This window comes from Winogradskyella sp. PG-2 (genome assembly GCF_000828715.1).
GTDB lineage: Bacteria > Bacteroidota > Bacteroidia > Flavobacteriales > Flavobacteriaceae > Winogradskyella.
Map to the genome: position 1 here is coordinate 3,670,260 of NZ_AP014583.1, position 26,494 is coordinate 3,696,753.

At 31.1% G+C, this 26,494-nt stretch carries 26 protein-coding genes and 1 pseudogene; 6 read left to right on the forward strand and 21 right to left on the reverse strand.

Going from position 1 to position 26,494, the window contains the following annotated elements:
- Positions 1-55: 55 nt before the first annotated feature.
- From WPG_RS18740 to WPG_RS16565, 7 genes are all read right to left on the reverse strand, one after another.
- Positions 56-310: a hypothetical protein gene (locus WPG_RS18740; RefSeq protein WP_231850219.1), complete on the reverse strand. Its 255-nt coding sequence runs from the start codon at positions 308-310 to the stop codon at positions 56-58.
- A gap of 232 nt (positions 311-542) precedes the next feature.
- On the reverse strand, positions 543-932 hold the full coding sequence (locus WPG_RS16540) for a hypothetical protein (protein ID WP_045474735.1): 390 nt from the start codon (positions 930-932) through the stop codon (positions 543-545).
- Between the two features lie 117 nt (positions 933-1,049).
- Positions 1,050-1,898, reverse strand: a complete 849-nt coding sequence (locus WPG_RS16545) for a biotin-dependent carboxyltransferase family protein (RefSeq protein ID WP_045474738.1) — start codon at positions 1,896-1,898, stop codon at positions 1,050-1,052.
- Entirely contained in the window at positions 1,891-2,622 is a 732-nt protein-coding gene (gene pxpB, locus WPG_RS16550; RefSeq protein ID WP_045474740.1) for a 5-oxoprolinase subunit PxpB, read from the reverse strand. The genes WPG_RS16545 and pxpB overlap by 8 nt, the downstream gene beginning before the upstream one ends.
- A gap of 6 nt (positions 2,623-2,628) precedes the next feature.
- The gene (pxpA, locus tag WPG_RS16555; RefSeq protein WP_045474743.1) at positions 2,629-3,372 is read right to left on the reverse strand and encodes a 5-oxoprolinase subunit PxpA; all 744 of its coding nucleotides are present in this window, start codon (positions 3,370-3,372) and stop codon (positions 2,629-2,631) included.
- The gene (locus WPG_RS16560; RefSeq protein ID WP_045474745.1) at positions 3,373-4,596 is read right to left on the reverse strand and encodes an Nramp family divalent metal transporter; all 1,224 of its coding nucleotides are present in this window, start codon (positions 4,594-4,596) and stop codon (positions 3,373-3,375) included.
- The gene (locus tag WPG_RS16565; protein WP_045474747.1) at positions 4,596-5,702 is read right to left on the reverse strand and encodes a DUF2891 domain-containing protein; all 1,107 of its coding nucleotides are present in this window, start codon (positions 5,700-5,702) and stop codon (positions 4,596-4,598) included. The genes WPG_RS16560 and WPG_RS16565 overlap by 1 nt, the downstream gene beginning before the upstream one ends.
- 263 nt (positions 5,703-5,965) lie before the next feature.
- Between WPG_RS16565 and WPG_RS16570 the strand changes: the two genes are divergently transcribed.
- Positions 5,966-8,002 carry a hypothetical protein gene (locus WPG_RS16570; protein ID WP_045474749.1) on the forward strand — a complete coding sequence of 679 codons (2,037 nt, stop codon included), beginning with the start codon at positions 5,966-5,968 and terminating at the stop codon, positions 8,000-8,002.
- On the opposite strand, the gene WPG_RS16575 is transcribed toward WPG_RS16570, so the two are convergent.
- Positions 7,999-9,537, reverse strand: a complete 1,539-nt coding sequence (locus WPG_RS16575) for a YifB family Mg chelatase-like AAA ATPase (protein ID WP_045474751.1) — start codon at positions 9,535-9,537, stop codon at positions 7,999-8,001. The genes WPG_RS16570 and WPG_RS16575 overlap by 4 nt on opposite strands.
- A 166-nt stretch (positions 9,538-9,703) precedes the next feature.
- Between WPG_RS16575 and WPG_RS16580 the strand changes: the two genes are divergently transcribed.
- Positions 9,704-9,982 carry a hypothetical protein gene (locus WPG_RS16580; RefSeq protein WP_144374500.1) on the forward strand — a complete coding sequence of 93 codons (279 nt, stop codon included), beginning with the start codon at positions 9,704-9,706 and terminating at the stop codon, positions 9,980-9,982.
- Positions 9,983-10,043: 61 nt separating this feature from the next.
- On the opposite strand, the gene WPG_RS16585 is transcribed toward WPG_RS16580, so the two are convergent.
- From WPG_RS16585 to WPG_RS16605, 5 genes are all read right to left on the reverse strand, one after another.
- The gene (locus WPG_RS16585; protein WP_045474755.1) at positions 10,044-10,997 is read right to left on the reverse strand and encodes a YheT family hydrolase; all 954 of its coding nucleotides are present in this window, start codon (positions 10,995-10,997) and stop codon (positions 10,044-10,046) included.
- A 3-nt stretch (positions 10,998-11,000) separates the two neighbouring features.
- Positions 11,001-12,623, reverse strand: coding sequence for an adenine deaminase (gene ade, locus WPG_RS16590; protein ID WP_045474757.1), 1,623 nt, complete (start codon positions 12,621-12,623; stop codon positions 11,001-11,003).
- Complete coding sequence (gene tilS / locus WPG_RS16595) at positions 12,620-13,936, reverse strand: tRNA lysidine(34) synthetase TilS (RefSeq protein WP_045474759.1); 1,317 nt, start codon at positions 13,934-13,936, stop codon at positions 12,620-12,622. The genes ade and tilS overlap by 4 nt, the downstream gene beginning before the upstream one ends.
- A 60-nt stretch (positions 13,937-13,996) precedes the next feature.
- A complete protein-coding gene (locus WPG_RS16600; protein WP_144374501.1) occupies positions 13,997-14,617 on the reverse strand; it encodes a hypothetical protein in 621 nt (206 codons plus the stop codon).
- Between the two features lie 61 nt (positions 14,618-14,678).
- Positions 14,679-15,971: an anthranilate synthase component I family protein gene (locus WPG_RS16605; RefSeq protein ID WP_045474763.1), complete on the reverse strand. Its 1,293-nt coding sequence runs from the start codon at positions 15,969-15,971 to the stop codon at positions 14,679-14,681.
- 168 nt (positions 15,972-16,139) lie between these two features.
- Here WPG_RS16605 and WPG_RS16610 point away from each other — a divergent pair, with 168 nt between their 5' ends.
- Both WPG_RS16610 and WPG_RS16615 read left to right on the forward strand, forming a co-directional pair.
- Positions 16,140-17,030 carry an aldose 1-epimerase family protein gene (locus tag WPG_RS16610; RefSeq protein WP_045474765.1) on the forward strand — a complete coding sequence of 297 codons (891 nt, stop codon included), beginning with the start codon at positions 16,140-16,142 and terminating at the stop codon, positions 17,028-17,030.
- Between the two features lie 40 nt (positions 17,031-17,070).
- A pseudogene (locus WPG_RS16615) lies at positions 17,071-18,425 on the forward strand (DEAD/DEAH box helicase).
- Between the two features lie 88 nt (positions 18,426-18,513).
- Here the strand turns inward: WPG_RS16615 and WPG_RS16620 are convergent.
- From WPG_RS16620 to WPG_RS16655, 8 genes are all read right to left on the reverse strand, one after another.
- On the reverse strand, positions 18,514-19,347 hold the full coding sequence (locus tag WPG_RS16620) for a mechanosensitive ion channel family protein (protein WP_045474767.1): 834 nt from the start codon (positions 19,345-19,347) through the stop codon (positions 18,514-18,516).
- Positions 19,348-19,372: 25 nt separating this feature from the next.
- Positions 19,373-19,552, reverse strand: a complete 180-nt coding sequence (locus WPG_RS16625; RefSeq protein ID WP_045474770.1) for a hypothetical protein — start codon at positions 19,550-19,552, stop codon at positions 19,373-19,375.
- Positions 19,536-20,087, reverse strand: a complete 552-nt coding sequence (locus tag WPG_RS16630) for an RNA polymerase sigma factor (RefSeq protein ID WP_045475740.1) — start codon at positions 20,085-20,087, stop codon at positions 19,536-19,538. The genes WPG_RS16625 and WPG_RS16630 overlap by 17 nt, the downstream gene beginning before the upstream one ends.
- A 125-nt stretch (positions 20,088-20,212) precedes the next feature.
- Positions 20,213-20,617 (reverse strand): DUF2721 domain-containing protein, encoded by a 405-nt coding sequence (locus WPG_RS16635; RefSeq protein ID WP_045474773.1) that lies wholly within the window; start codon positions 20,615-20,617, stop codon positions 20,213-20,215.
- Positions 20,618-20,760: 143 nt separating this feature from the next.
- Positions 20,761-21,984 carry an alpha/beta hydrolase-fold protein gene (locus tag WPG_RS16640; RefSeq protein WP_045474775.1) on the reverse strand — a complete coding sequence of 408 codons (1,224 nt, stop codon included), beginning with the start codon at positions 21,982-21,984 and terminating at the stop codon, positions 20,761-20,763.
- A 14-nt stretch (positions 21,985-21,998) separates the two neighbouring features.
- Positions 21,999-23,321 carry a serine hydrolase domain-containing protein gene (locus WPG_RS16645; protein WP_045474776.1) on the reverse strand — a complete coding sequence of 441 codons (1,323 nt, stop codon included), beginning with the start codon at positions 23,319-23,321 and terminating at the stop codon, positions 21,999-22,001.
- Between the two features lie 131 nt (positions 23,322-23,452).
- Positions 23,453-24,079, reverse strand: coding sequence for a hypothetical protein (locus WPG_RS16650; protein ID WP_045474778.1), 627 nt, complete (start codon positions 24,077-24,079; stop codon positions 23,453-23,455).
- 42 nt (positions 24,080-24,121) lie between these two features.
- Positions 24,122-24,475, reverse strand: coding sequence for a hypothetical protein (locus WPG_RS16655; RefSeq protein WP_045474780.1), 354 nt, complete (start codon positions 24,473-24,475; stop codon positions 24,122-24,124).
- Positions 24,476-24,790: 315 nt separating this feature from the next.
- Here WPG_RS16655 and WPG_RS16660 point away from each other — a divergent pair, with 315 nt between their 5' ends.
- Together WPG_RS16660 and WPG_RS16665 are read left to right on the forward strand one after the other, a co-directional pair.
- Positions 24,791-25,732 (forward strand): sensor histidine kinase, encoded by a 942-nt coding sequence (locus tag WPG_RS16660; RefSeq protein WP_231850220.1) that lies wholly within the window; start codon positions 24,791-24,793, stop codon positions 25,730-25,732.
- On the forward strand, positions 25,725-26,435 hold the full coding sequence (locus WPG_RS16665; RefSeq protein ID WP_045474786.1) for a LytR/AlgR family response regulator transcription factor: 711 nt from the start codon (positions 25,725-25,727) through the stop codon (positions 26,433-26,435). Before WPG_RS16660 ends, WPG_RS16665 begins: the two co-directional genes overlap by 8 nt.
- Positions 26,436-26,494: the final 59 nt, after the last annotated feature.

Here is a 26,494-nt window from a genome sequence, read left to right on the forward strand (position 1 = left end):
TTATTCAGTCCATATCCTCCTGGGATATCAGTTGCGCCTCCCTGAAAAAACGGTACTATACTTCCTTTTGATATATTCTTTTTACCAGTAGGTATAAAAACAACGTAGTTAATCCTGTTTCTCCTTTTGAATTTGGATAGGACCCCAAATAAATCCTAAGACCATCCATCGTATAACCAAGTTCACCTGCTTGATTCTCTGCATAATTAATATAATTCTGTATATCCTCAATCGACCACCAAGATGATCTATTATCACCACGAGTGGTGGACTTACGAAATAATGAATCATTAATTATTTTATGTTTCAAATTATAGGCCTGATCTAAAGTCTTGGCTTCTTTTGGTGTTATAATACCTTAAGGAATAGATACTTCTTCCATAATCATTTCTTCATTTTCTTGAGAACAATAGAAATACATGACTAATGCACCAAAAATAACACCAACAATTAGCAGTACTGAATTTTTTATAATTAAATTAATTTACTTTAATTAGGCTATAATATTTTCATATCATAGCCATTAAAAAAACAAGTTATACCTACTGTGGATAATTAGCTCCTGGTGGTCTCCCTTCAGATCCAATATTTAAGCCATTTGCACCTTGTATGTCATGACTATTATCCCCTTCAGCATCCCCGATCTTATTACTTGAAGTAGGGACTAAAAAAGAAGTAGAATAACCAGCTTGACCATTTTGTGTTGGATAAGCACCACAATATATTCTAACACCATCCATTTCGTAACCTAGATCTTTAGCCTGTGCTTCGGCTAAATCCAGAAAAGTTCTTAAATCATCCAAAGAATACCATGACGACCTATTATCTGGTCTATTAGTAATCTTACTGCTGATAAGTTCACATCTTTCAGTAAATGCATTGTTTAGTTCTTTCGCCTGATCTGGCGAAATTAAGCCTTTAGGATTGCTCATTTTTAGTTAATTTAATAATTAGTATTTAGTTTACTAATTAAGGGTTATAAGAATAATATTTAAAATTAGAAAATTTTATTGCCGATTACAAATTTTATTACAAATTTTCTTACGAAACTAAACTTTTAGTCTGATTTTTAAGTTACTTCCTGTCGTTTTCTGACTTAAGATATTTATTGATTTCTCAGTTAATTGCAATACTCTAGGATAACCACCTGTAGTTTGACAATCTCTCATTAATACAATTAATTGCCCTGAAGGAGTTAACTGTAAAGTTCCTGGTAAAACTGGAGCCGTTAAAATTTGTTCCAAGTTATTTTCAATAATCGGTTCTAATTGATAAGCCATTCTACTATTAAGTTTAGAGACCTTAAAAGTTATTTCTAAAAGTTGTTTTTGTTTATCATCTGCCAATTTATTGAATTCAGGGCCTTTATATACTTCTAATGTAGAAAGCTCAATTATTTCGTTAATACATTTAATGGTAGCATTGGCACTTTGATTATTAACATCATAACTCTCATATTCTATGATATCACCGCCTTGAATTCTATTATCAATAGTAATCGCTTTATACATACTTCTACTTCCTAAAACTAATGGACTTTGAAAACCATCTTTAACGGCTAAATAGGCTCTAAAACCTGTCTTTAATCTTCCAAAGCTTAATATGTCATTAGCTTTTATTGAAATGCATAAATTCATTTCTACATCAACGTTGTTAAGTTGCGGTTGAATGTTCGCGCCAGAGATCGCAATTATTGTTGGTTTCAAAAATTGCAAGCTAGGACCAGTCATTGTAATCTCTATAACAGCTGCCTCTTTAGAGTTACCAATGATCGCATTAGCAAACTGACTAGAATATGAATCCATTACACCAGAAACCGGAACACCATAATTACGCTGTCCAAAACGGCCTTTATCTTGAATACTTGTATAAAATCCAGATTTTAAAACCTTAAGCATCTATTTTTATTGACTTTAATTGATATTCTGATTGCATGATATCTAATTGGATATGCTTATACCCCGTGTTTGAAATGGGTACAAACTTAACTTTATCGCCTGCTTTAATATTGCAAGGTGGATTTTGATTTGAATTAAATAATTTTATTGGGGAATTTCCAATAATATGCCAGCCACCAGGACTATCTTGTGGATAGATCCCAGTTTGCTGTCCACCTATAGCAACTGAACCTTCCTTCACATTAAGTTTTGGTGCAGTTTTACGGTCTAAAAATAGATTAGAATTTAATCCACCTAAGTATAAAAAGCCAGGTAAAAAACCAATAAAATAAACAGTATAAATTGCTTCTGAATGCAATTGTATAATTTCTGAAATAGACAGTTTTTTAAGATTAGAAAAATGCTCTAAATCTACTCCGAATTCATCGTCATAACAAACAGGTACTTCCCAAATATGAGGTTTTGATTCAGAGTAGTTAGTTTTATCTAAAAATAGGCTTTTTAACATTTCAAACTCACTAGTGGCATCATTAATATTGAAATCATAAATAATTAATATTGAATTATATGTGTTAATTACTTCAACTTTTTGTTTAGAGTATTTTTTATGAATAGCATTTTTAAAATTTAAAATGTTTTTTAGCATTTTTTCATCAATAATCACTGGCCATTCTATTAAAATAGAGTACTCATTTAATTGCGAATATTGAAGTTTAAACTCCATAATTTATTATTGAATTTTAATTCTATTTTTCGGTAATTCTAGGTTCAAATACTTTAAAATATCTACTGCGCTTTTTGCGTCTCCATGCACACATAAAGTTTCTATTTTTAGAGGCACTTCTACTCCACTTATAGCTTTGACTTTTTGATATCTTATTATTCTTAAAACATGATTCAAAATCACTTCATTATCATTTAGTACTGCATTGCGATTTTTTCGAGACACTAAGGATAAGTCTTCATTATAATTTCTATCAGCAAAACCTTCATAAACAACCTCTATATTTTCAGCAATTGCCAATTTGGTGATTACAGAATTAAATGGCGCATAAAGTTTAATAGGAAAAGACAAACTTTTTATAAGCTCAATCACAACTTTTGCAATTCTTTCGTCTTTACTAGCAAGGTTATAGAGTGCACCATGTGGTTTAATATGGTGCAATTGCACAGTTTCGTTATGCAATACTCTTTGCAAGCTGCTAACTTGTTGTTTTAGACTGCTATATAAATCTTCTGCAGAGATATCGATTTCCAATCTTCCGAAATTAGCTTTATCAGGAAATGAAGGATGTGCACCAACTTTCACATTGTGTTTCTTAGCAAGTTTAACCACTTCCATAATTGTTAATTCATCACCAGCATGACCACCACAAGCTATGTTACATGAAGACAAATAAGGCATAAGCTTAGATTCGTTACCAATACCCTCACCAACATCTGCATTAATATCTATTTGTAATGTATCAGTCATTTATATTAATTTAAAGACACTAAGAATGCCTTTTACTCCCAAGAATATATTGATTACTTGTATCACTACACCTAATATATTTTGAAGCTTTGAGTTTTTATAAGATCCTAACACTGAAGATTTATTCATTACCCAAAGTAAAAAACCAGCTATTATTGGTAATAACAAGCCATTAGCAACTTGAGCAAACTTTATAATTTCAATAGATTTAAAACCAATTGTAGAGAATACAACTCCTAAACCTAATATAAACATCCAAACCGCTCTAAACTTTCTTGACTTTAAATTAGCAGACCACCCCAAACAACCACAAGCGACAAAAGCCGCAGCTAAAGGTGCAGTTATGGCACTTGTAATACCAGCAGCAAATAATCCAATAGAAAGAAAATATTTAGCATTAACACCAAACAAAGGTTCTAAACCTTTAGCCAAGTCTGATGCATTAGAAATCTCTTGATTTGTAATTGACGAAGCTGATATCATAATACACATAGACACAATTCCACCTAAAACAACAGCCATAATCGTGTCTTTTCTTGCAAAACTTAAATCACTCTTATTTTTCCATTTTGTTTTTGCAAGCGAAGCATGCAAGAATAAATTATATGGCACTACAGTAGTACCTATCAAACCAATTATTGTTAAAATACTTCCCTCTGGAAATTTTGGAACAATTATACTTTTAGCAATTTCTAATAAATTCGGTTTTGTAATAATGGCTGTTGTTAAAAATGCTAGGCTCATCAATAAAACAAGAAAAACTAATACCTTTTCCAATACTTTATAATTACCTATAAAAAGCAATACAAAAGCAAAAAAGCCAATAGTTAAGCTCATTATATTAAGTTTTAAACTTCCTAATTCCAAAATAGGATTACCAAATAATGTTTGCATTCCTAATGCTCCACCACTTATGTTTCCCGCTTCGTATGCAGCATTACCAATAACGATAGCACTCAATATTAAAATAATAGCGAAACCACGTATTGCAGGATTCTTAATTTCAGCTCTTATAATTTCTGACAACCCTTTTTGAGACACAATACCTAAGCGTGCAGCCATCTCTTGAAGCACAACAGTAGCAAATATTGACAACACCATTGCCCACAACAATGCATAACCAAAATTAACACCTGCAAGTGTACAAACTGTAACAGTTCCTGGCCCAATAAAAGCTGCAGCAACTAAAGGCCCAGGGCCAATATTCTTAAAAAACTTTTTCATTAGTCATTTATAGAATTGAGCGCATAAATAGCAAAACTACCTAACCAATGACCACCTTCATAGCTATCACCAACTATACTTGGTAAGGAATAATTGATATGTTGGTTAGCCACATTACCAAGATGTTTATATTCTGGTAAATCTTTAGCAATATAATTTAAACTCCAAGCTCTGGAGAAATTGACACCATCGAGATGAACTAGCTTTCCATCGGTTCTATCTGATACTTCACCTACACCTAATTGAAATGATTCATCTTTTAGTTGAGGCATAAAATCGTTAACCCAAACTTTAAAATCGTTTAACTCTAAGACACGTTTCATTAAAGCTGCTTCTTCTAAACAAGGTGATAGAAAATCAAAACCACTAGGTTCCCAACTTATTGGACAATCACTATCATTACTATAAAACTCTTTTGCTCGATTTTCAATTAAAGTCGCCAATTCTTCGTTATCTAATGTAGCTGCATAGTCATAAGCAAAGCTTAATCCAAAAGCTGTATTTGGATGTTCTCCCACCCTAATCGGGTAATTAAGCTTTGGCAAAAACTCAATATATTTGTGGACTATTAAATCTGTCAATGGTTGAAGGTTAGCCTCTAATTCTCTAGCTACTTCGCTATCCCACGTGTGTAATTCTTCAGCAAGTTTTAGTAACCATGCCCAACCATAAGTGCGTTCAAAAGATTTATTATACTGTCCTTCAAAATACAAAAGCTCGTGTTTTATATTCCCTTTAGATATATTTTGAAGTAGTTTTTGCTCAATGATGGCTCTATTATCTAATTTAGGAAAATTCTTTAGCAAACTCACCAAACTCCAATGACCATGAACGGCCGAGTGCCAATCAAAACAACCATAAAAAGTTGGATGTAACTCTTTAGGTGTTTTTAAGTCAGAATCTCCTCCTATAGTTTGATTAAGTTTATTCGGATATTCAGTATTCATACAATGCAGTGGTAGTTGAGTAAGTCTATCTGCCTCCTCTAAATTGAGGATAGGTATCTTAACAATATCAACTTCAACATTAGACTCTGTTATCTCTTTCTTTACTTCATTACAACTAAGAATTAAAATTCCAAAAAATAATAGGTAATAGTTTTTCATCTGGTTAATCATTTTCGTATATCTCAAAAATACGATATTTACATTTCATTTTTTTCGACTCTACACTTCTAATTCCTCAATATTATTTATCTTTCAGAATAAATTCAATCGTTATTATCTCAAATAGAAGATGACAGAAAAAAAAGCAGCAAAAAAAATGGTTAAATACACTTAAGTTTTTAGCAGCATATTTAGTAGCTGCCTGGACATTTCTTCAATTTGTAGATTGGATTCTTAACCGTTATAATATTTCACCTCATTGGGTGGACATTTTATTATGGTTATTCTTAGGAATTACTCCATCGCTTCTAATTTACTTTTATCATCAAGAGCGTTTGAGTAAACGCATATTAAAACTTAGAGAAAAGATTATTATCCCTCTTAATATCATCATTCTCATTATTGCATTATACTTTGGGTTTGGGAATAGTGACCTTGGCGCTACTACAAAAGAAATTCAATATACAGATGAGCAAGGTCTAGCAAAAAGTGAAACAATTACTAAAGAAGAATTTAGGATTGGTGTACCTATTTATGGTTTTAAAAATTTAGATAAAGACAAGTCTTTAGATTGGTTAAGATATGGAATAGGACGGTTATTAGAAGAAGATTTACATCAGAATAAGAGCTTAAGTCCTGATTTTGGTTTTTATACAAATACATCAACTAAAATTGAGGAGTCTTCTCTATTTAATGACTTTTACATCGATGGTAGTTATAAAAAAGATGGAGATAATTATCATATTACTGCTTATAAACGAAAATCTACAAATGGAAAAATACTCAAAGAACAATTGTTTTCAGGCTCAGATTTATTACCGTTAATTGATGAAATAACCGTTTTTATTACCGAAAACTCAGGCTTTACTGAAACGAAACAATTACGTTACTTAGATTACCCAATTAATGAGTTTATGAGTGACTCTATAGACGCTATTAAAGAATATCTCAATGGAAATTATAGCAAGGCAGTTACTATTGATAAAAATTTTGCTTTAGCCTACCTAGAATATGCAAAACGATCTCTCAGAGTTAGCCGTGGCAAATTAGAGGTTCAAGACTTAGCAGATAAAGCATTTGATAACAGAAGCAGATTGCCACTTCAAAAACAGTTAGAAGTACATATACAACATAATTTAGCTTATGAAAATTTTGATGATGCAGCAGAGCAAGTAAAACTTCAATTAGAAGTCGACCCGCACAATTCATTCTATAATCAAGTTTTATTCAGCATTTACGGTGAAACCAAACAAACAGATAAATTCTTTGAGTCTTCTGGGAAATTATTTGACATGGATCAGAATCCTGATACAGGAACAAATCTTGCCATAGCAGCAATGGTGAGTGGTAATGATGATATGTTAATCAATGAAATTAAAAAATATGAAATAATCAGTCCTAACTTAAAGATTTTTAGGCTTCAGCCACTATTATTTAAAGGAGAATTCAAAAAAGCTGAAACACTCTTAGAAGATATAAATTCTCCTTACCCAAATTATAAAAACAGAACTAAAGTCTATGATTCTGCTACTCAATATTTAAAAAAGAATGGTTATGATATTTCGAAATTTAAAAAGTTTGAAGGTTCCTATCGCGCTAGTTTTAATGAACAAGTAAACACCTATTGGATTGAAAATAATAGACTCATACAATATATAAAAAATCAAAGAATGCATGCGCTTCTGCCTGCTGGTGAAAATTGTCTTGTTTCTGGATTTATAAATAATGAAACATATAAACATAATTTGGTGTTAAATGAATCTGGAAAACCAATAGGGATTAATTTTCAAGAAATCAATAATCGTGATAATATTAACTCTTATTGGTATTGGAAAGAAGATGATACTATATTAAAAGCTCATAAGGCCTTTGACAATGGAAATTCCGAAGAAGCCTTAAGGTTATATGAAATTGCTCTTAATAAAAACCCAAAGCATGCCTATTTATCTAATGCTCTTGGATATTTGAGCTATATAAAAAGTAAAGATTCTATACAAATGCAAAATATAACATTTTCGGGTGATTATGGTCCAAGAAAATTTTGGGTAGAAGACGAAAAGTTTTACTATCAACGTAAAGACAATAATACTGAATTGGCAAAGGTTGAATTATTACCAATCTCAGAAAATCGCTATATGGATTTAACCAGATTAGGTACGATTATGGCTTTTGAAAAAGATCCATCTGGTAAAATAGCCTCAAAAAGTTATAGCTATATTATTGGAAAAGAATTAGCTTTTGAATGGAGACATAACATTGGTAACGAAAACGTTTCTAATTACTTTTTAAAAGACGATTAACCCAACCAACCCTCACGATCTAAACTACGATACTGAATCGCTTCACTAATATGAGCTCCCAACACATCATGAGACCCTCCTAAATCTGCAATAGTTCTAGATACTTTTAATATTCTGTCATAAGCTCTAGCAGATAAATTTAAGCGTTCCATGGCCGATTTTAATAGTTGTAATGATGCTTCATCTAATTTGCAATATTCACGGATCTGTTTAGTATTCATTTGTGCGTTGTAGTGAATATTCTCTAAATCCTTAAAGCGCTCAGTTTGATTTTCTCTTGCTTTAGTCACACGCCTTCTAATATCTACTGAAGATTCCCCCTTTCTATCATCTGAAAGCTTCTCAAAAGGTACAGGAGTCACTTCAATGTGTATATCTATTCGGTCTAAAAGTGGTCCAGAAATCTTTCCCATATAACGCTGCATTTCTGCTGGTGAAGATGTAATTGGAGAATCTGGATCGTTAAAATAACCACTAGGACTCGGATTCATACTTGCCACCAACATAAATGAAGACGGATAAGTCACAGTAAACTTTGCTCTAGAGATCGTAACTTCTCTATCTTCAAGCGGCTGACGCATTACTTCTAAAACTTCGCGCTTGAATTCTGGTAATTCATCTAAAAACAAAACTCCATTATGAGATAATGAGATTTCGCCTGGCTGAGGGTAGCTTCCTCCGCCTACTAATGCTACATTGCTAATTGTATGATGTGGACTTCTAAACGGTCTCTGAGCCATTAATCCTGCATGTGCTTTTACTCTGCCAACTACTGAATGTATTTTTGTAGTTTCCAAAGCCTCATGAAGTGTCATTGGCGGAAGAATAGAAGGTAATCGTTTTGCTAACATGGTTTTACCTGAACCTGGTGGCCCAATAAGAATGATGTTATGGCCTCCTGCTGCTGCAATTTCCATACAGCGTTTAATACTTTCTTGTCCTTTTACATCCGCAAAATCAAATTCTGGGAAGTCGAGATTCTTATAAAATTCTTCTCGTGTATTTATTATAGTTTGCTCTAGAGTTTCCCCTTTATCAAAATGGTTTATGACTTGTGTTATATTATCAATACCATAGACTTTTAAATCATCCACTATTGCAGCTTCTTTTGCATTTTGCATTGGCAATATAAACCCTTTAAAACCTTCTTCTCTAGCCTTAATAGCAATTGGTAAAGCACCCTTTATAGGTTGTAAGCTTCCATCTAAGGACAACTCACCCATAATTAGGTAATCATCGAGGTCTTCAGCTTTTATTTGTCCAGAAGCCGCTAGAATACCAATAGCTAAAGTTAAATCATAGGCAGAACCTTCTTTTCGTAAATCAGCTGGCGCCATATTGATTGTAATCTTTTTACCCGGAATTCTATAATCGTTATTCTGAAGTGCAGCTGCGATACGATAATTACTTTCTTTTATAGCATTATCAGGTAATCCTACTAAGTGATACCCAACACCTTTATCTATGTTAACCTCCACTGTTATTGTTGAAGCTTCTACACCAAAAACGGCACTAGCAAAAACTTTTTTGAGCATAAAAAGATTGATTTTCTTTAAATGTATGGAAAAGGATTGTAATAAAAAACTGACTTAAAATCAATTCGTTTGGCATAAACAAAGAATGCATTTCATCGAATAATTGATACGCTTTGTGGATTATATTAAAATTAATTCTATGTTTACCATCCCAAATTTACTCAATATGAAAAAACAACTACCCCTAATGTTAGTGTTGGCACTTATCTTTAGTGTAACCTTTTTCGGTTGTTCGCCAGAATCTGAAGCCCTAGAAGAAAGTGCTTGTGATTGCGACAAAGTCACTTATGTTGAATCTAAATACCAAGAAGAGACAACTAATGAGTGGCTACTTGAACATTTAGAAACTAATCGTGAAGATGTTCAATGTCAACCTGAAACGGATTATTCAATTCCTCCTGTTGGAAGTTTGACTAGAGAAGTCCATAGAATTGAGTGTAACTAACGCTTGTATTACAAAACACATAATAGCTTTGGATTAATTGATTCAAGGCTATTGATTGTTTTTAATTTACAAACTCCAAAGCTCTTAGTTCGTTATAATAAATATTCTTCTTAGATATAAATCCAACGTGCCCACCATATTTTGGCATTTCTAAGAATAGGTTTGGATTCTCTTTTGCTTCCTTTATAGGAAAACAATCAGGAGATAAAAAAGAATCGTTTAGTGCATTGATGATTAAAGATGGTACTTTAATATTTGGCAGAAATTGCAATGAACTTGCCTTGTCATAATAATCATAAGCATCTGTAAATCCATGTGCTTTTGATGTGTATATATGATCAAAATCTATTAAAGTTTTAATTGTGTTTAAATCTGCAGCAGATATGTTGTTAGGAAATTGTAATATTTTAGGTTTTAATTTATCTTTTAAATGTTGTAAAAACCTAATTGCGTAATGTTTATTTTTAAAACTTAGCAATTCATCACAAGAACCTTTTAAATCACAAGGTACAGAAACTGCAATTACAGCTTTAACTTCCTTAGGCAGCTCATTGCCTTCGCCTACATATTTTAAAACCATATTTGCTCCAAGACTTATACCTTTTATATAAATTTCATTGTACTGATTTTTAGTCAATACATGTTTTACAACAGAGTCTAAATCTTCTGTAGCACCAGAGTGATAACTACGATATAATACATTAGGTTCACCACTACAGCCTCTAAAATTAACACCAATAGCATCAATACCATTATCATTAAACAGCTTTGCAGTACCAGTAATATATGGGCGTTGTGCATGTCCCTCTAGTCCGTGTAAAAGAATAATGATTTTATTAGATTTCTTCTCTGCATAACTCCAATCTAAATCTAAAAAATCATTATCGGGTAAGGTGATACGTTCCCTTGTTTGTTCCACTCCACTAACCTTCCTTACCAAACCAGAAAATACTGTAGACACAAAGCTTTTTTTAGCCCAAAATGGTGGTTTATAAGTTGGTTCTAGAATTGGCATGTGTTAATTAATTTCTAATGATGTGAATTTAAAACCACTTCCATTAAATAACCCTTTGTCACTCAACTTTATAGCCGGAATAACAAGTAATGCCATAAAAGATAGACTCATATATGGTGCATGTAGTTGACTGCCTAATACTTTTGCCATTTTATCTAATTCAGAATATTGTTTTCCAATCGTTTCTGCATTTTGGTCACTCATAATACCTGCTACGGGAAGTGCAATCACTTTCTCTTCAGAATTACTTAAAGCACAAATACCACCTTCATTTTCAATTAAGAGATTTACAGCTTTACAAATTGCTTCATCAGACACTCCAATAGCAATAATATTGTGAGAATCGTGCCCAACAGAAGATGCAATCGCGCCTTCTTTAAGTCCGAAGTTTTTGATAAATGCAATAGCTGGTTTATCATTTTGATAGCGATTAACTACCACCATTTTTAAAATATCAGTTTTTGTGTTAGAAACCAGATTACCTTCTTCAATAGTACTATTCGCTATAATTTCATTTGTCACTAACTGACCATCTAAACATTCAATAACTCGAATTTGTCTTGTACTAGATTCAAATCTAAAATCAGAAACTTGCTTCTTATATGTATTGAAGTTGTTTAGATTTTCAAATTCTACAGGTACAATTTTTGAAATACCATTATTAAAAACTAATTCACCATTAATATAGGTTTGTAATGTCTTAAAGTCTTTTAAATCCTTTACTATAATAAAATCAGCAACATCTCCTTTATTTAATAAACCAATATCTAGATTATAATGCTTTACAGGATTTATACAAGCTGCTTTAAGAACTTTGAATACATCTATACCTTTTGCAACTGATCTAGCACAAAGTTGATTAATATGACCTAGCAATAAATCATCAGGATGCTTATCATCACTGCAGAACATCATATTTTCATAATGTACATTTAATAAATCTATTAAAGCTTCAAAATTTTTAGCTGCACTACCCTCTCGAATAATCACTTTCATCCCTTTTTGAAGTTTCTCTAAAGCTTCATCATAAGTAAAACATTCATGATCCGTTGAAATACCTGCAGAAATATATTTTGTTAAATCATCACCTCCTAGTCCTGGTGCGTGACCATCAATAGGCTTATTATAATATTTTGCCCATTCTATTTTTTTCAAAACTTCTGCATCATCATAAATAACTCCAGGATAATTCATCATTTCAGCTAAGTATTTAATTTCTGTATTAGCCATTAATGATTTAATATCATCAGAATCTATTACTGCTCCGGCAGATTCAAAATTTGTAGCTGGCACACATGAAGGTGCACCAAAATTGAATTTAAATGGTGTCTGCTTACCGTTTTCAATCATAAACTCTACACCTTTTACACCAAGTACGTTGGCAATTTCGTGAGGATCTGAAACTGTAGCTACAGTACCATGCTTAACAGCTATTTTCGCAAACTCGGAAGGTACAAGCATTGAGCTTTCTATATGAATATGTGCATCAATAAAACCTGGCAAAATAAAGTGGTTTTCTTCGCAGTCTTTTTTTTCAACACTTTTAATAATACCGCTTGCAATGGTAATTTCTCCCTTGAATATTTTGCGATTAGTTATGTCTACTATATTTCCTTTTAAGATCAACTTAATTCAATTTTTAAAATATCAATGGTTTTATCTTTAACTCTAAACCTATTATCTGCACGCTTTCCTATGACCCAAACAATATTACCTTCTGATGTTAAAACCCAAACACTCTCTTTTTCAACTAAGGATAATTTTTCGTCTTTTAGGTATTTACTAATTTTCTTTTTCCCTTTCATTCCAAGCGGATGAAAGTAATCTCCTTTTTTCCAAAGTCTCAACTCTAAAGGAAACTTAAGTTTGTCTTTATCTATGTAAATTTCGTATTTAGATGCAGTAGTAATGGTTTTAACTAGTTCGAATTTTAATCGGCCAATCGGAATATTTATTGATTCATTTATTTCTTTCACCAAAAGAGATTCTTCACTATGTACCGAAGAAGATAATTCAGTTAAAATTAAATGTTCACGATGTTTCACTAATCGATGCGTATTAGATAACACATGCTTACCCGATTGTGCATTCAACAAGCCTACTAGATCATTCCACTCGGTAAAACCAAAACCCTTGAATATCTCAAACATATATGCCTTAGGATTATTCATCTTTTTGAATTTTGATATCTTATAAGTTATAGCATTTTTATCATGACTTATAGTTGCCTTTTTCTCTAACAATTTGATGCTATCCTCAACAATAGAAAATGTATCACCTAAGTTATCAACCGTTTTTCTAAAGTTATTTAATAGGTTTGGATTTACTTCTTTTAGAATCGGAATTACCTCGTGTCTTAATTTATTTCTTAAATATTTTCTTGAAGAATTACTACTATCTTCTCTCCAATTAATTTCTTCATGTATAGCATAAAGCATTAATTCATCTCTAGAAAATGGCAGCAATGGTCTAACAATATTTTGATTAATTATTGGAATGCCAGTTAATCCATTAAGGCCTGTGCCTCGCATAAAATTGATTAAAAACGTTTCAATATTATCATCTGCTTGATGTGCAGTGAGTATATAATCGAATTGTAATTGTATTGCCAACTCTGCAAACCAGTTATACCGTAATTCTCGTGCAGCCATTTGGATTGACAACTTGTTCTCGTCTGCATAAGTCTGCGTATCAAAACTCTGTATAAATACTTCTACTTCTAATTGTTCTGCTAAATCAATAACAAATTCTTCGTCTCCATTACTTTCCTCACCTCTTAAGTTAAAGTTGCAATGTGCTAAAGCAAAATTAATATTAGAAGTTTTACATAAATATGTCAAAACTACACTGTCAATTCCACCAGAAATAGCAATAACAAGCCTATTTTCTTTTAGAAAAGGTAATTTATTTTTAATATGATGATTAAACGCTTCTCGCACAAACCAAAGTTATTGAAATTAAGGTTTATGCTACAATTAAAGTCTAATTAAATACGAGAATTATTGAACTCTAAAAAAATAGTGACCTTCTGTGCCTGTTCTGGTATAAACATCACCACAACGATTAAACTTTATTTCATTATCTAAAGTATTGTAAGTATTGTAGACTTGTGCATTATTTTCAACCTCAATATTAAAATTAAAATTATTTGTATTGACTATGCAGTAATCACCAGGATTACTAACCGAAAGCCCAAGCCTATAATTATAAGTTAAATTGTCATCTGACAATACTGGCAACGACCTTATAGATTTTAAACAATTGCCAACTAAAAATGGCTCACCTAAACTATACTCAACTGAATAATCTTCTACTAACTGAGCATTTAGACCTGAAAGCTCATTATTTAACTTTAGTAAAAAGAAGCCTCCATTAAACTCTGTAGCATCATCTATAACCATCAATTCTTCCGTCTCATCACATTCATCAAAAAGCATTGATGATGTTTGTGCGTTTAAAAATATAGTTTCATTCTCAGTATAAATTTCTGAAGTATTTTCTATATCAATCGTATAAATTTCTGGATCAGAATAACCACAAGCAATTTCATCATCAAATGGGTCGCATATAACTGACAAAAGACAGGGAGCAAGTAACAGGAATTTGAGGTATTTTTTCATTTCTTTTATTTTAGAGTAGATGCCAAAAATGTAAAATGGTTGCGTTAAATAATTATAAATTTTAATTTTCTAAAACTTCACGCATCGCCTTGGCTTTAATTAAGCATTCTTCATACTCTTTCAAAGGATCACTCTTTGCTGTAATAGCACTACCTACAGAATAAGAGATGTATTTAAGGGTTTGATTATAGAGAATACTGCGAATAATAACGTTAAAATCGAAATCACCACTCGGATTAAAATAACCAACACTGCCAGAATATAAGCCTCTTTTCGTTTCCTCCAAATCTTCAATAATTTTCATGGCAGAAATTTTTGGAGCACCAGTCATACTTCCCATTGGAAAGGTCGTTTTTAAAATATCAACTGGTTTAGTGCCTTCAGATATTTTTGAAGAAACTGTAGAAATCATTTGATGAACTTGTAAAAACGAATATACCTTGCATAATTCTTCAACTTTTACACTTCCTTTTGTTGCAGTATGTGATAAATCATTTCGTACCAAATCTACAATCATAATGTTCTCGCTACGTTCTTTTTTGTCTTTAGATAAAGCTTCAGCTAGTTTAATGTCTTCTTCTTTATTTGATGATCGCTTCGCAGTTCCTTTTATGGGTTGTGAAATGACCATATTCCTTTCTTTTTTAATATAGCGTTCTGGGCTAGCTGACATCAAAAATTTATCTTCTACCTTAAAAAAAGTTGCAAAAGGTGGCTTAGAAATTTTATTTAACTTATTAAACGTCTCTAATGGGTTAATTTCACTATCCTCAGCATAAAACTCTTGACAAAAATTAGCTTCATAAATATCGCCTCTTTGTATATGAGCTAACATAGCATTAGCTTTTTCGAAATATTTATCCTTATGAATCCTAAGTTTTATTTTAATTTCATTTTTTTCTTTTTCGACTGGCTCAAACTGGCAATTTTCTATAACTTTTAAGTCATCTTCAATTTCATCATCTACCATTTTCAAATATTGCACCTCAACTTTATTACCTTTTATTAAAAAGAGCTTTTTTGGCTGAAAAAAATATAGATCTGGAAACTCTATTCCATCAAAATTTTTGGACTCTAATCGTTCTGTAGTATTCTTTAAATCATAAGTAAGGTAGCCGAAAATCCAATCTTTTGTAGATGACTGGTATTCCTCTAAACGGTTAAAAGCATCAAAATAATCTGTTCTTAATATTGTAAAAGCATCTACAGCCAATATTGCATCATAACTACTATAATTGTCTTTGTGATCATTAGAATCTAACCAAACTACATCATAATATTGTTGGCTCCAACATAAGAGTTGTTGTTTAAATTTGTCTAAACTTTTAAATTGGTGATGAATAGTTGTTCTCAATAGCAAAATATAATAGTTGTAAAAATAAAGAGAATACTTTTTAATAATATCAAATTTGTATATTTCATGTGGTTATATTTATTTTTAATGTCACATGCTATTCGCAAAATATTTATTATTTAGTGATTAAGCAAAATTACATTCTCGTTTCTAAAAACAAATTTTAATATGCACATTTTAAAGAATGATTCACTAGAAATTAAGATAAAGCCACGTGGTGCGGAATTATCTGCTATAAATTCAATTAAAAATAACAAGGGTTTTATGTGGCATGCAGACCCAGATGTATGGGGAGGCCATGCACCTAACCTATTCCCTGTAATAGGCTGCATGAAAGATGATAGTTATACCTATGATGGTAAAACTTACCCAATGACTAAACATGGATTTGTTAGAAGGAATGATGATTTTAAAGTGATCTCAAAAAGTGAAACTGAAATTATATTTCGTATTTCTTCTAACGATGATCTATACAAAATGTTTCCGTTTCAATTTGAACTTGATATCTATTACAAACTCAACGATAATATACTAACCATAAATCATATGGTCAGAAATATAGACACTAAAACTATTTATTTTTCCTTAGGAGGACATCCTGCGTTCACTTGTCCTTTATATGAAAATGAAAGTTATGAAGATTATATACTTGAATTCGAAAAAGCTGAAAACAGCCAGTCCTATTTGTTAAATATGGAAAACGGCTTAGTAACCGATAAAACAAAACCTGCTTTTACGACCGATAATACTATACAACTTCGTGGTGATTTATTTAATGAAGATGCTCTTATTTTTAAAGATTTAAAATCTAGAACTGTTACTTTAAAACACAAAACTAAAGGCAATATATTAACTGTAAAATTCAAGGACTTCCCATATCTAGGTATTTGGGCAAAGCCAAATGCTCCATATGTTTGTATTGAACCTTGGATAGGCATTGCAGATTCTGAAACAACAAACCAAAAAATTGAAGATAAAGAAGGTATTATTGCTCTTGATGCAGCTTCAGTTTTTAATGCTAGCTATAGTATAGAAATTGACAAAAGGCATTTAGTGTAAGTAGATTATAAATGGTAGCTTTGCAGCTAAATTAAACATCTTGACTTTTAACGACTTAAATTTAAATACGCCATTATATAACGCTTTAGACGATTTGGGCTTCACAACTCCAACTCCAATACAAGAAGAATCGTTTAATGTAGTTGCATCTGGTAAAGATGTCGTTGGTATTGCACAAACAGGGACAGGCAAAACACTTGCTTACATGTTACCCATACTAAGAAATCTTAAATATTCTAGGCAAGATAATCCTAGGGTTTTGGTTTTGGTGCCAACAAGAGAGCTTGTAGTGCAAGTAGTTAGTGAAATTGAAAAATTCTCAAAGTACATAAACAATCGTGTTTTAGGAGTTTATGGTGGCACTAATATTAATACACAAAAGCAAGCCGTTGCTCAAGGTCAAGATATTATTGTAGCGACTCCTGGTCGGTTATATGATTTAGCAGTAAGTAGAGTTTTACAGCTAAAATCTATTCAAAAATTAGTGATTGATGAAGTTGATGTGATGTTAGATTTAGGTTTTAGACATCAATTGATGAATATCTTTGATATCTTACCAGAACGTCGTCAAAACATTATGTTTTCAGCTACCATGACAAAGGATGTTGATGAGTTGATTACAGATTTCTTTATTAATCCTAAAAAGATTTCAATTGCAGTTTCTGGCACTCCATTAGAGAATATAAAACAAGAACGTTACAACGTTCCAAATTTTTACACTAAAGTAAATTTATTAGAATACTTGCTTCATGATAAAAATGAATTTTCAAGGGTATTGATTTTTGTAGCCTATAAGAGAATGGCAGATCGGCTTTTTGAAAAGCTTGAAGAGTTATACCCAAATCAAACATGTGTGATTCATTCTAATAAAACGCAGAATTACAGATTAAGAAGTATCGAACAATTTAGAGCTGGTGAACATCGTCTTTTAGTAGCAACTGATGTTATGGCTAGAGGCTTGGATATTAATGATGTATCTCACGTTATTAATTTTGACACACCTGATTATCCCGAAAATTATATGCATAGAATCGGTAGAACAGGTCGTGCAGAAAAAGAAGGTCGTACCATACTGTTGTCTACAGAAAAAGAGCAAGAAGGCAGAGAACGTCTTGAAGAATTAATGCAAATCAAAATAGATACTTTGGATATTCCTTCTAATGTTAAAATTTCTACTGAACTTATAGAAGAAGAACGTCCTCAAATTAGAGAACGACATAATCCTACAAAACGAAGAGATGTAGATGCTCCTGGACCAGCATTCCATGAAAAAAAAGAAAAAACCAGAAAGAAAATTTGGGCGGTTCTTACAGGCGTGAGATTGCTAAGAAATATAAGAAGCCTAAAACTAGAGGCGATAAAAATTATAATAGACGTAATAAAAAACGTAAATAAAAAAACCTCTTCTATGAAGAGGTTTTTTAAGGTCAAGTACTCGCAGGATCACATTTTATTATAACAAATAAAATCTATAACCCTAACCTTATAGTTGATCCTGCACTTGTACTTGATTTTCTGTTAAATCTTCTATTGGAACTATTAATCTTCCTTTTGAGTTTTTTAATATTACTGATATACTCTTCACTTCGTCTATGACATAATCCTGATCATTAAAAGTTATATTTTGTCCAGCTTCATATGTTTTACGAGCATAAAATGTCTTTAGCAATTTACTCACTACTTCTCTAGCACCAAATCCAAAAGCAATAGCAAATGCTAAAAGAAAAGCTGCAATAATCATATTAATATTATTAGTAATTATCTCAGTATTAATACCTGCTTGGTTTAAAGCCGTTACAGATATAAAAGTTAGCATTAAGAAAAACACCACTTGACTAATCATTTTACCACCAGATAAATCCATAGATTCAAAAAGAGACTTAAGTCCTTTCTTAACAAAATTGGTAAATAATAACCCAACTATAAATATGACTAAAGCTGCAAATAATTGAGGCAAATAAGATATTAAATCACTAATCTGATCAGTGATTATATCTAAACCCATTATATCAGAAGCTGTGACTAATAGTACAATATACATTAGGTATTTTACAAATTTTGAAACTACTTTTATCGTATCAAAATTGAGTTGTTTACCTTCTATAATCTCAATTTCATTAAGCTTATCGTCAAGTTTATTTGCATGTGCTAATTTTAAGACCTTCTTTATAATTCTTACTACCAATTTTGTAATTAACCATCCTATAATAAGTACTACTAATGCACCTATTATATTTGGAAATATTTTTGTTATTTCTAACCAAATATTAGTTAAAGATTTCATGGCAACATCTGAGAATTCGCTCACTTTTTCCATACTTATTTATTTTATTGTTAGGGTTTTAAGTATTATTATTTCTTTTACTAGTTACACTATCAATGATATGACCTATGTTATACGAAAACAACTCTGCTAATTCCATAAATAACTTGGCCATAGCAATATCGTGCATGACTTTCCCTTTAAGTTCCGGCGGAACCTCCTTTAAAGGCTGATTTATTTGCTTAAATGGATTTTCCATCTTTAGTATAATTTTCGTACTTACGTACTAGTTTTTCTTTTGCTCTTTTTAAGCGCATTTTTACTGCACTTTCTCCTATATCTAAAGCCTCTGATAATTCCTTAATTGATAAATTATCTTGATACTTTAATAATAATATCATTTTCTCGTCTGGCGAAATCAACTCTATTACTTTCTTCAGCTTTTCTACACGCATGTTATCAAACTCGCGAGTAGAATCTATATTTTTACCAATATTCTCTATACTATCTGAACTTACCGACTTTTTTTCAACCTTTTTTGCCGTATTTCGGGTAACATAATTTACACAATGATTATAAGTAAATGCATATAACCATGTAGAAAATTTAGACTTCCCTTTAAAACTGGCTAGTTTAACAAAGACTCTTAAAAATACATCTTGCGTTAAATCTTTGGCTTCATCAACACCACTAGCAAACCCATAACATTTGTTATATACCATAGTCGCATATCTATCGTACAGCACCTCAAACAACATTGTGTCGTTGGTTTTTACGATTGCTTCGACTAGCATTTCATCGGTTAGGTTATGAACAGCCTCTAGTGTCAATTTATTTATTAGTTCGTTTTAACTTTGTTAGTTATTAGTATTAAGACACCAAACATTTTATGAAGTCACAATTAATTTGAAAAAAATTCTTACTTTTTTAAATCACCTTCAATATCAACTAAATGATGCTGTAAAGCCTTAGCTGATATTTGAATTTCCCAAATCAGAAACAATAATGAAAGAATCAACAATAACAGTCCAATGCCAAATGCCCAAATTGCAATGATATTTTCACCTATATAGATTAAAAACATAGTGAGCACACACAACAGTAAACTACTAATACCTGAGATTTGCATATATCTTGTGAGTTTAACTCGTAATCTCAGGTTACTTATTTGACGTAAAATAGTCTGATCTTGGCTCTCTAAATACTTGTCTTTTAGATTTCTTATAATAGCAGCATAAGCTAAAAAACGATTCGTATAAGCTAGCATAATTAAAGAAATAGCTGAAAATAAAAGTGCTGGAGTGGTTAGTGTCAGTGCTTCCATAAAACAGTTTTAACAAAATTACTGAATTAAAGCTCCGAATAAAAAAAGCGAACTTGAAAAGTTCGCTTTTAATTGATCTACTATTATTTATAATTAAAATCTATATTCTTACTTTATTAAAACTATTCTTTAGAGAAAAATAACTATTCCTTTAATTTACTTAACTTAGCTTGGGCTGCTAGATTACCATCAATCTCAATTGCTTTTTTGTAATATTCAATGGCTATAGCTTTCTCTTTTTGTAAGGCATAATAATTCCCTAATGTCACATAGCTTTTTGATTGCTCAGGATAGAAATCTAAATTCATTTCAAAAAAAGCTAATGCTTTTTCATGTAGCTTATGTCCTTCTAATAAATACGATCCAACATCATTTATCAGTTGCCAGTCTGGTTTTACCTTACGTTTTAAACGTTTACTCAATTTTCCGTAATGCTTGTAATAAGGCTCAGTCAGTTGTTTAGCTGAATACTTCTTAGGTATATTAAATCTCCACATTTCATGAAATGGAAACCATGAAAAAACTGATCTTAGCCCATTATACTGCGCTGGTACAACAATGCTACCATGATCTTCATTTTCATAATACTCCCAGATGAAATTGAGTTTTTCATCATAGTCTACCAGTATATCATGAAATTTTAGATTAGCTCTAATCTGCTCTGTAGACACACTTCTATCCTTTCTCACTTTTACTGTATCCATAGCTTTACCTAAACTATTGGCTACAGCTATATACAATGACTTCTCTTTTCGATTTCCCTTTCGAATTTGATCTGAAGCCATTTTAACCAATTGTTCTTTATCCCACCAAAGGCTTGGATCTATTGCTAAATAGTTATCAAAAACATTTTCGTGATTTAAAAAAGCATAAAGCACCAATAGACCACCTGAAGAATGACCAATGATTGTGTTATTATTTTCTGTTGGATATTTACTATTAATAAAAGGTTTTAATTCGTTATCTAAAAACTTTACAAAATTATTAGCACCTCCTGAGGTTTCAGAATTACGACCACGTTGAAATTTCACATTGGTAGGTGTAAAATCTCTTGTTCTATCAGTGTTTGTTATACCGACTATAATTGATTCTGGAATGTTAAATGGTGCTAAATGTTTCATCATCCCAACTATAGTTGAGAAGTTTTTAGAACCATCTAAGACATATATTACAGGATATTTTTTAGTAGCATCGAAGTTATTGGGTTTGAGCATCCAAACATGCCTATACTCTTTTAGTATATCTGAGTATAAACTATCTATCTCACCAATAATTATTTTTTTACCAATACCTTCTTTAGACTGAGCTATTCCTTTAAAGCAAAGACTTAATACAAGCATTGTCATAATGAATTTATATGCCTTCATTTAATCATAAATTTTTAATCAACTTTCTTAAACATTAAAGGTTTATCTTTCCCTTTTGTAAATTTCACAGCTTCAATTCCAGGATAAAAATCTAACACGACACCCAATGTATCAAATGTAAATTGATGTTGTTTAGTTGGTGCTAATTCTTTTAAAGTACTTTGTTCTGGTGCGCCCATTAAAATAGTTCCATTAGCTTTAAATATTAACTTATAAGGCACTTCCTCACAAGTATACTCACCTTCATATAATTTTACTTGTTCTTCTGTTAATTCAAGTTTTGAGAAAACTGGCATTGTAATCGGTTGACCACTTAATAATCCAAAAGCAGATAGCATAATCTGCATTTTACTATAATCTAATGCGTTAGCTGTTAAGGCTATTGTTGTTTTAAACTGAGGCACATGCACTAACATAGACTGAAATCCATCTATACCTCCTTCACTTGCATAAATATCCAAACCATTTATGTTTGCATAAAAAATACCATGACAGGTTTCACCATCATTGGTTTTTTTCATGGTTTCAAAACTATTTAGAGATATTAGTTTTCCTGAAAAAAGTGCATTCATAAACTTAGTTAAATCTGCTGATGTTGATACTATAGCGCCTGCTCCACCTGGGTTAGACATATCTGTCTCTAATTGTTTACTCCATTTAGTATTAGCAATAGCATAAGAATGGCTTTCATTATCATTTGAATTAATCTTATTACCCACATAAGTATCTTTTAAATCTATTTTATCTGCAATTCGTTTTTTTAATGATTGAGAATATAGATTTTTATCTAAAGCTTCAATAATATATCCTAAGAGTATATAATTAGTATTACTATAAGCAGTTTTTTCGCCAGGATTAAAGTCTAAATCATAAGCTTTTATTCTTTTTAACATACCACCTCTAGATGATGGTTTTAGCATCCACTCACCAAACTTTAGATCATTTGTAATATTATATAACCCAGAACTATGATTTAAAAGATGAGCTATGGTAATTTTTGATGCATTAGGAATTTCATTGAAAAATAAAGTTAGTGGTGTCTCTAAAGTTATTCTACCTTCATCAATTAATTGAAAAATCATTACAGCTGTAAACGCCTTGGTAATAGAGCCAATCCTATACTTTGTTTCAGCAGTATTATTAATTTTGTCTTCTACATTGGCATATCCAACCGCTTTATTATAAACTTCTACTCCATCTTTAGTAATGGTCATGGTAGCCATAAGTTTATCATTTGCTTCTAGAATAGTTAAGAATTCATCTAGTTGGTTTAAATTTTGAGCGGTTAAATTTAGAGCGTTGACGAGTAATACGACAACAAAAATTATTTGTTTCATAATAGAATTAAGTTTATATGTTATTGAAATTATTTTGTATTATTTAACACCTTATGAGGTATATCTATATGTGCATATGATAAACACTAGCTTTTATTTTGAGAATCAGACTACTTAAAATAATTCAACTTTTAATTGTTAGGCCTTTCAGGAATATAAACAACATCAACTTCGATTTTATTTCCATATTTTATTAGTACAGAACATAATACAGAAACGTCCTCTCCATTGTGGCGAGCAGGTTTCATCACTGGCATTTTTCGAAGCACTCTTAATATTTCTGCCTGAATGGTTACTTCTGAATCTCTAACCTTCATACCAGTTCTATTTCCAGTTTGATCAATTATAAAAAAAGCATCGACCTGCTTTGGTTCAGAAAGGTTTAAATCTTTAGATAAACTGACGTTAAACTCTCTTTTAATAAATGCTCTTATTTTATTCTTAAAACATTCTTTTGTTTCTTCTTTAGAAAGTCCCTCACAACCTTCATAGATGGGCACTATTTCCACATCTTTTAATATCATTCTATTTTCAGGACTAAAATTTGCTAAACCATCATCATGTGATATAATTGCGCATAAGCTCAACATGGCTTGCTCCTCTTCTTTAGTTATATTTCCTTGTACCATAATCTGTTCTTGAACAGCATTGACTTTTATTATTAATTCACTATCAGAATTTTGCTGTGAAGAATTTTCGTTGCATGAGGCACAAAACATTAATATACCTAAGCAAATAATTAATTTAAAGTGTTTCATAATGGAGAATCATTTGATTATAATTTTTTATTATTAATTTATTTAAGCTTTTAAACTCCATTTATAAACTAAAATCCCTAATCGCCCAATTATAAATGAAAACACACCAAAAGTTATAGTTAACAAAGAGACTTTTAATCCTGCCGAAAAAAGGTCTGGCCTTGTTTCACCTAGTGCTTCGACCATATCAAATAGCTCAATAATTCCTAATAAGGACCCTAAACAACCAATGACAAGTGATAATAAACTTGAATCTACTGCAAGGCTAATCATTTTCTTAGAATGTGTTTCGTCTTTAGTTTTACTTATAAAAGCTTTGATAATAAAAAATAATGATAGTATAAATAGCACTAAAATAATGTACATAACTGGTCCGCCATCGTTTAATAATCTCATAATTAAATATCTTAAAATTGTTAGAATTGATCAAATTTAAGATGAAACTAAACTTCAAAAAATTGTTTTGCGACCAACAACCAATTTTAAGTCGGATTTAACTACAAAAGTTAAAACGCTTACAAAACCTGTCATTCGTCTACAAAACCATATATGACTATAAAAAATAAGCTATCATTGTAATATTATTTTATAGAAGTGAAGGAAAATCCGAAAATAACAACACATCTAAAACGTGCTCTTCTGCATATTCTATTTTGGATTTTTATTTTACTATTCTTCACTTCTATCTTCGGTGTCGGTAACACCATTGACATGAATGTTCTTTACTTTTCGCTCTTTTTAATGCCCGTAACTATTGGTGCCACATATGTTTCTATATACAAACTACTCCCTGATTATTTAATTACAAAACGTTACTTTTTATTTGGACTATATAGTATTTACACATTAATCATTTTAATATTTGGTGCTGTCTTTTCAATATTTTTTGCTTTAGCATTTCTTACTGATTTTAAGTTTGAAAAAATGACTGTTTTAGGCAAAAGCAGTGTTTTTATCATTACCAGTATTTGTTTGGTTACTTTGGTAGTTAGTGCATTTAAATTGTTGAAATTAAATTTAAAACAGTCTAAAAATAACGCTGAATTAGAAGCTAAAATATTAGAAGCACAACTCAAATTAAAAGAGCAAGAGTTAAAATACTTAAAAATGCAGATTCATCCGCATTTTTTGTTCAACACTCTAAACACAATCTATGGTTTTGCATTAAAAAAGTCTGAGCAAACTCCAGATATGATATTGAAACTATCTAATCTGCTCGATTATTTACTTTATCAAGTTGATAAGCCTTCAGTAGCTTTAATAGATGAAATCAATCATATTAAAGACTATATTAGTCTAGAAGAAATACGGTTTAATGACACCTTGAGCATCAGTTTTAAGGATTCTAATTGTGCTGAAACACTTTCTGTTGCACCTATGTTATTTTTACCATTTATTGAAAATAGCTTTAAACACGGTAAAATTATTGAAGGAAAATTATCAATATCAGTTACGTTTGAATGTACGGAAGAGCGTATTGACTTTACAATTAATAACTCGCACGAAAAACAACTATCCAAACCGCATGGAATTGGTTTGGAAAATATAAAAAAACGATTAGAATTACTCTATAGAAATAAGTATAATTTAAATATCGTTGAAAACGATACTTTTTTTGAAGTACATCTAAAACTTTTATTACCTAATGTCTAAATCTATTTCTTGTATTATCGTTGATGATGAAGCTATCGCAAGAGATATTGTAGCTACACATTTATCAAAGATTGATACTATTAAAGTAGCTGCCCAATGCAAAAATGCTATAGAAGCATTTAACTTTATAAGTAATAATAAAGTCGATTTGGTATTCTTAGATATTAATATGCCTGAAATTTCAGGAATCGCTTTCGCAAAATCTATAAACAAAAACATTAAGATTATATTCACTACAGCTTATAGAGACTACGCTGTTGAAGGGTTTGATTTACAGGCAGTAGATTACATACTAAAACCTATATCTTTTGAGCGTTTATTAAAAGCTGTCAACCGTTATTTTGAAGTCAACCCAAATTCAAAAGCACAAGAGATAAAAAGCACAGATAATAATAATTTTATTTTTGTACGCTCTAATCGCAGAATGCTAAAAGTAGATTTTGATGCAATTCTCTATATTGAAAGTTTTAGTGATTATATTAAAATCCATACTCATAAAGAGACAATTGTAACAAGAGAAACCATTAGTGCAATTGAAGCCAAACTTCCGATAAATCAATTTATAAGAATTCATCGTTCATATATTGTCTGTTTAATGAAAATTCAATCCTTTACTAATGAGGATATTACAGTTAATCGAATAGCTTTACCCATTAGTCGAAGTTATAAGAAAGAAGTTTTGAAACGTCTAGAAAAATTTTAACTTTATATAATTAAAAGCCTAAATCTAACGTTATAATAGCCCTTACTATTATTATAAAA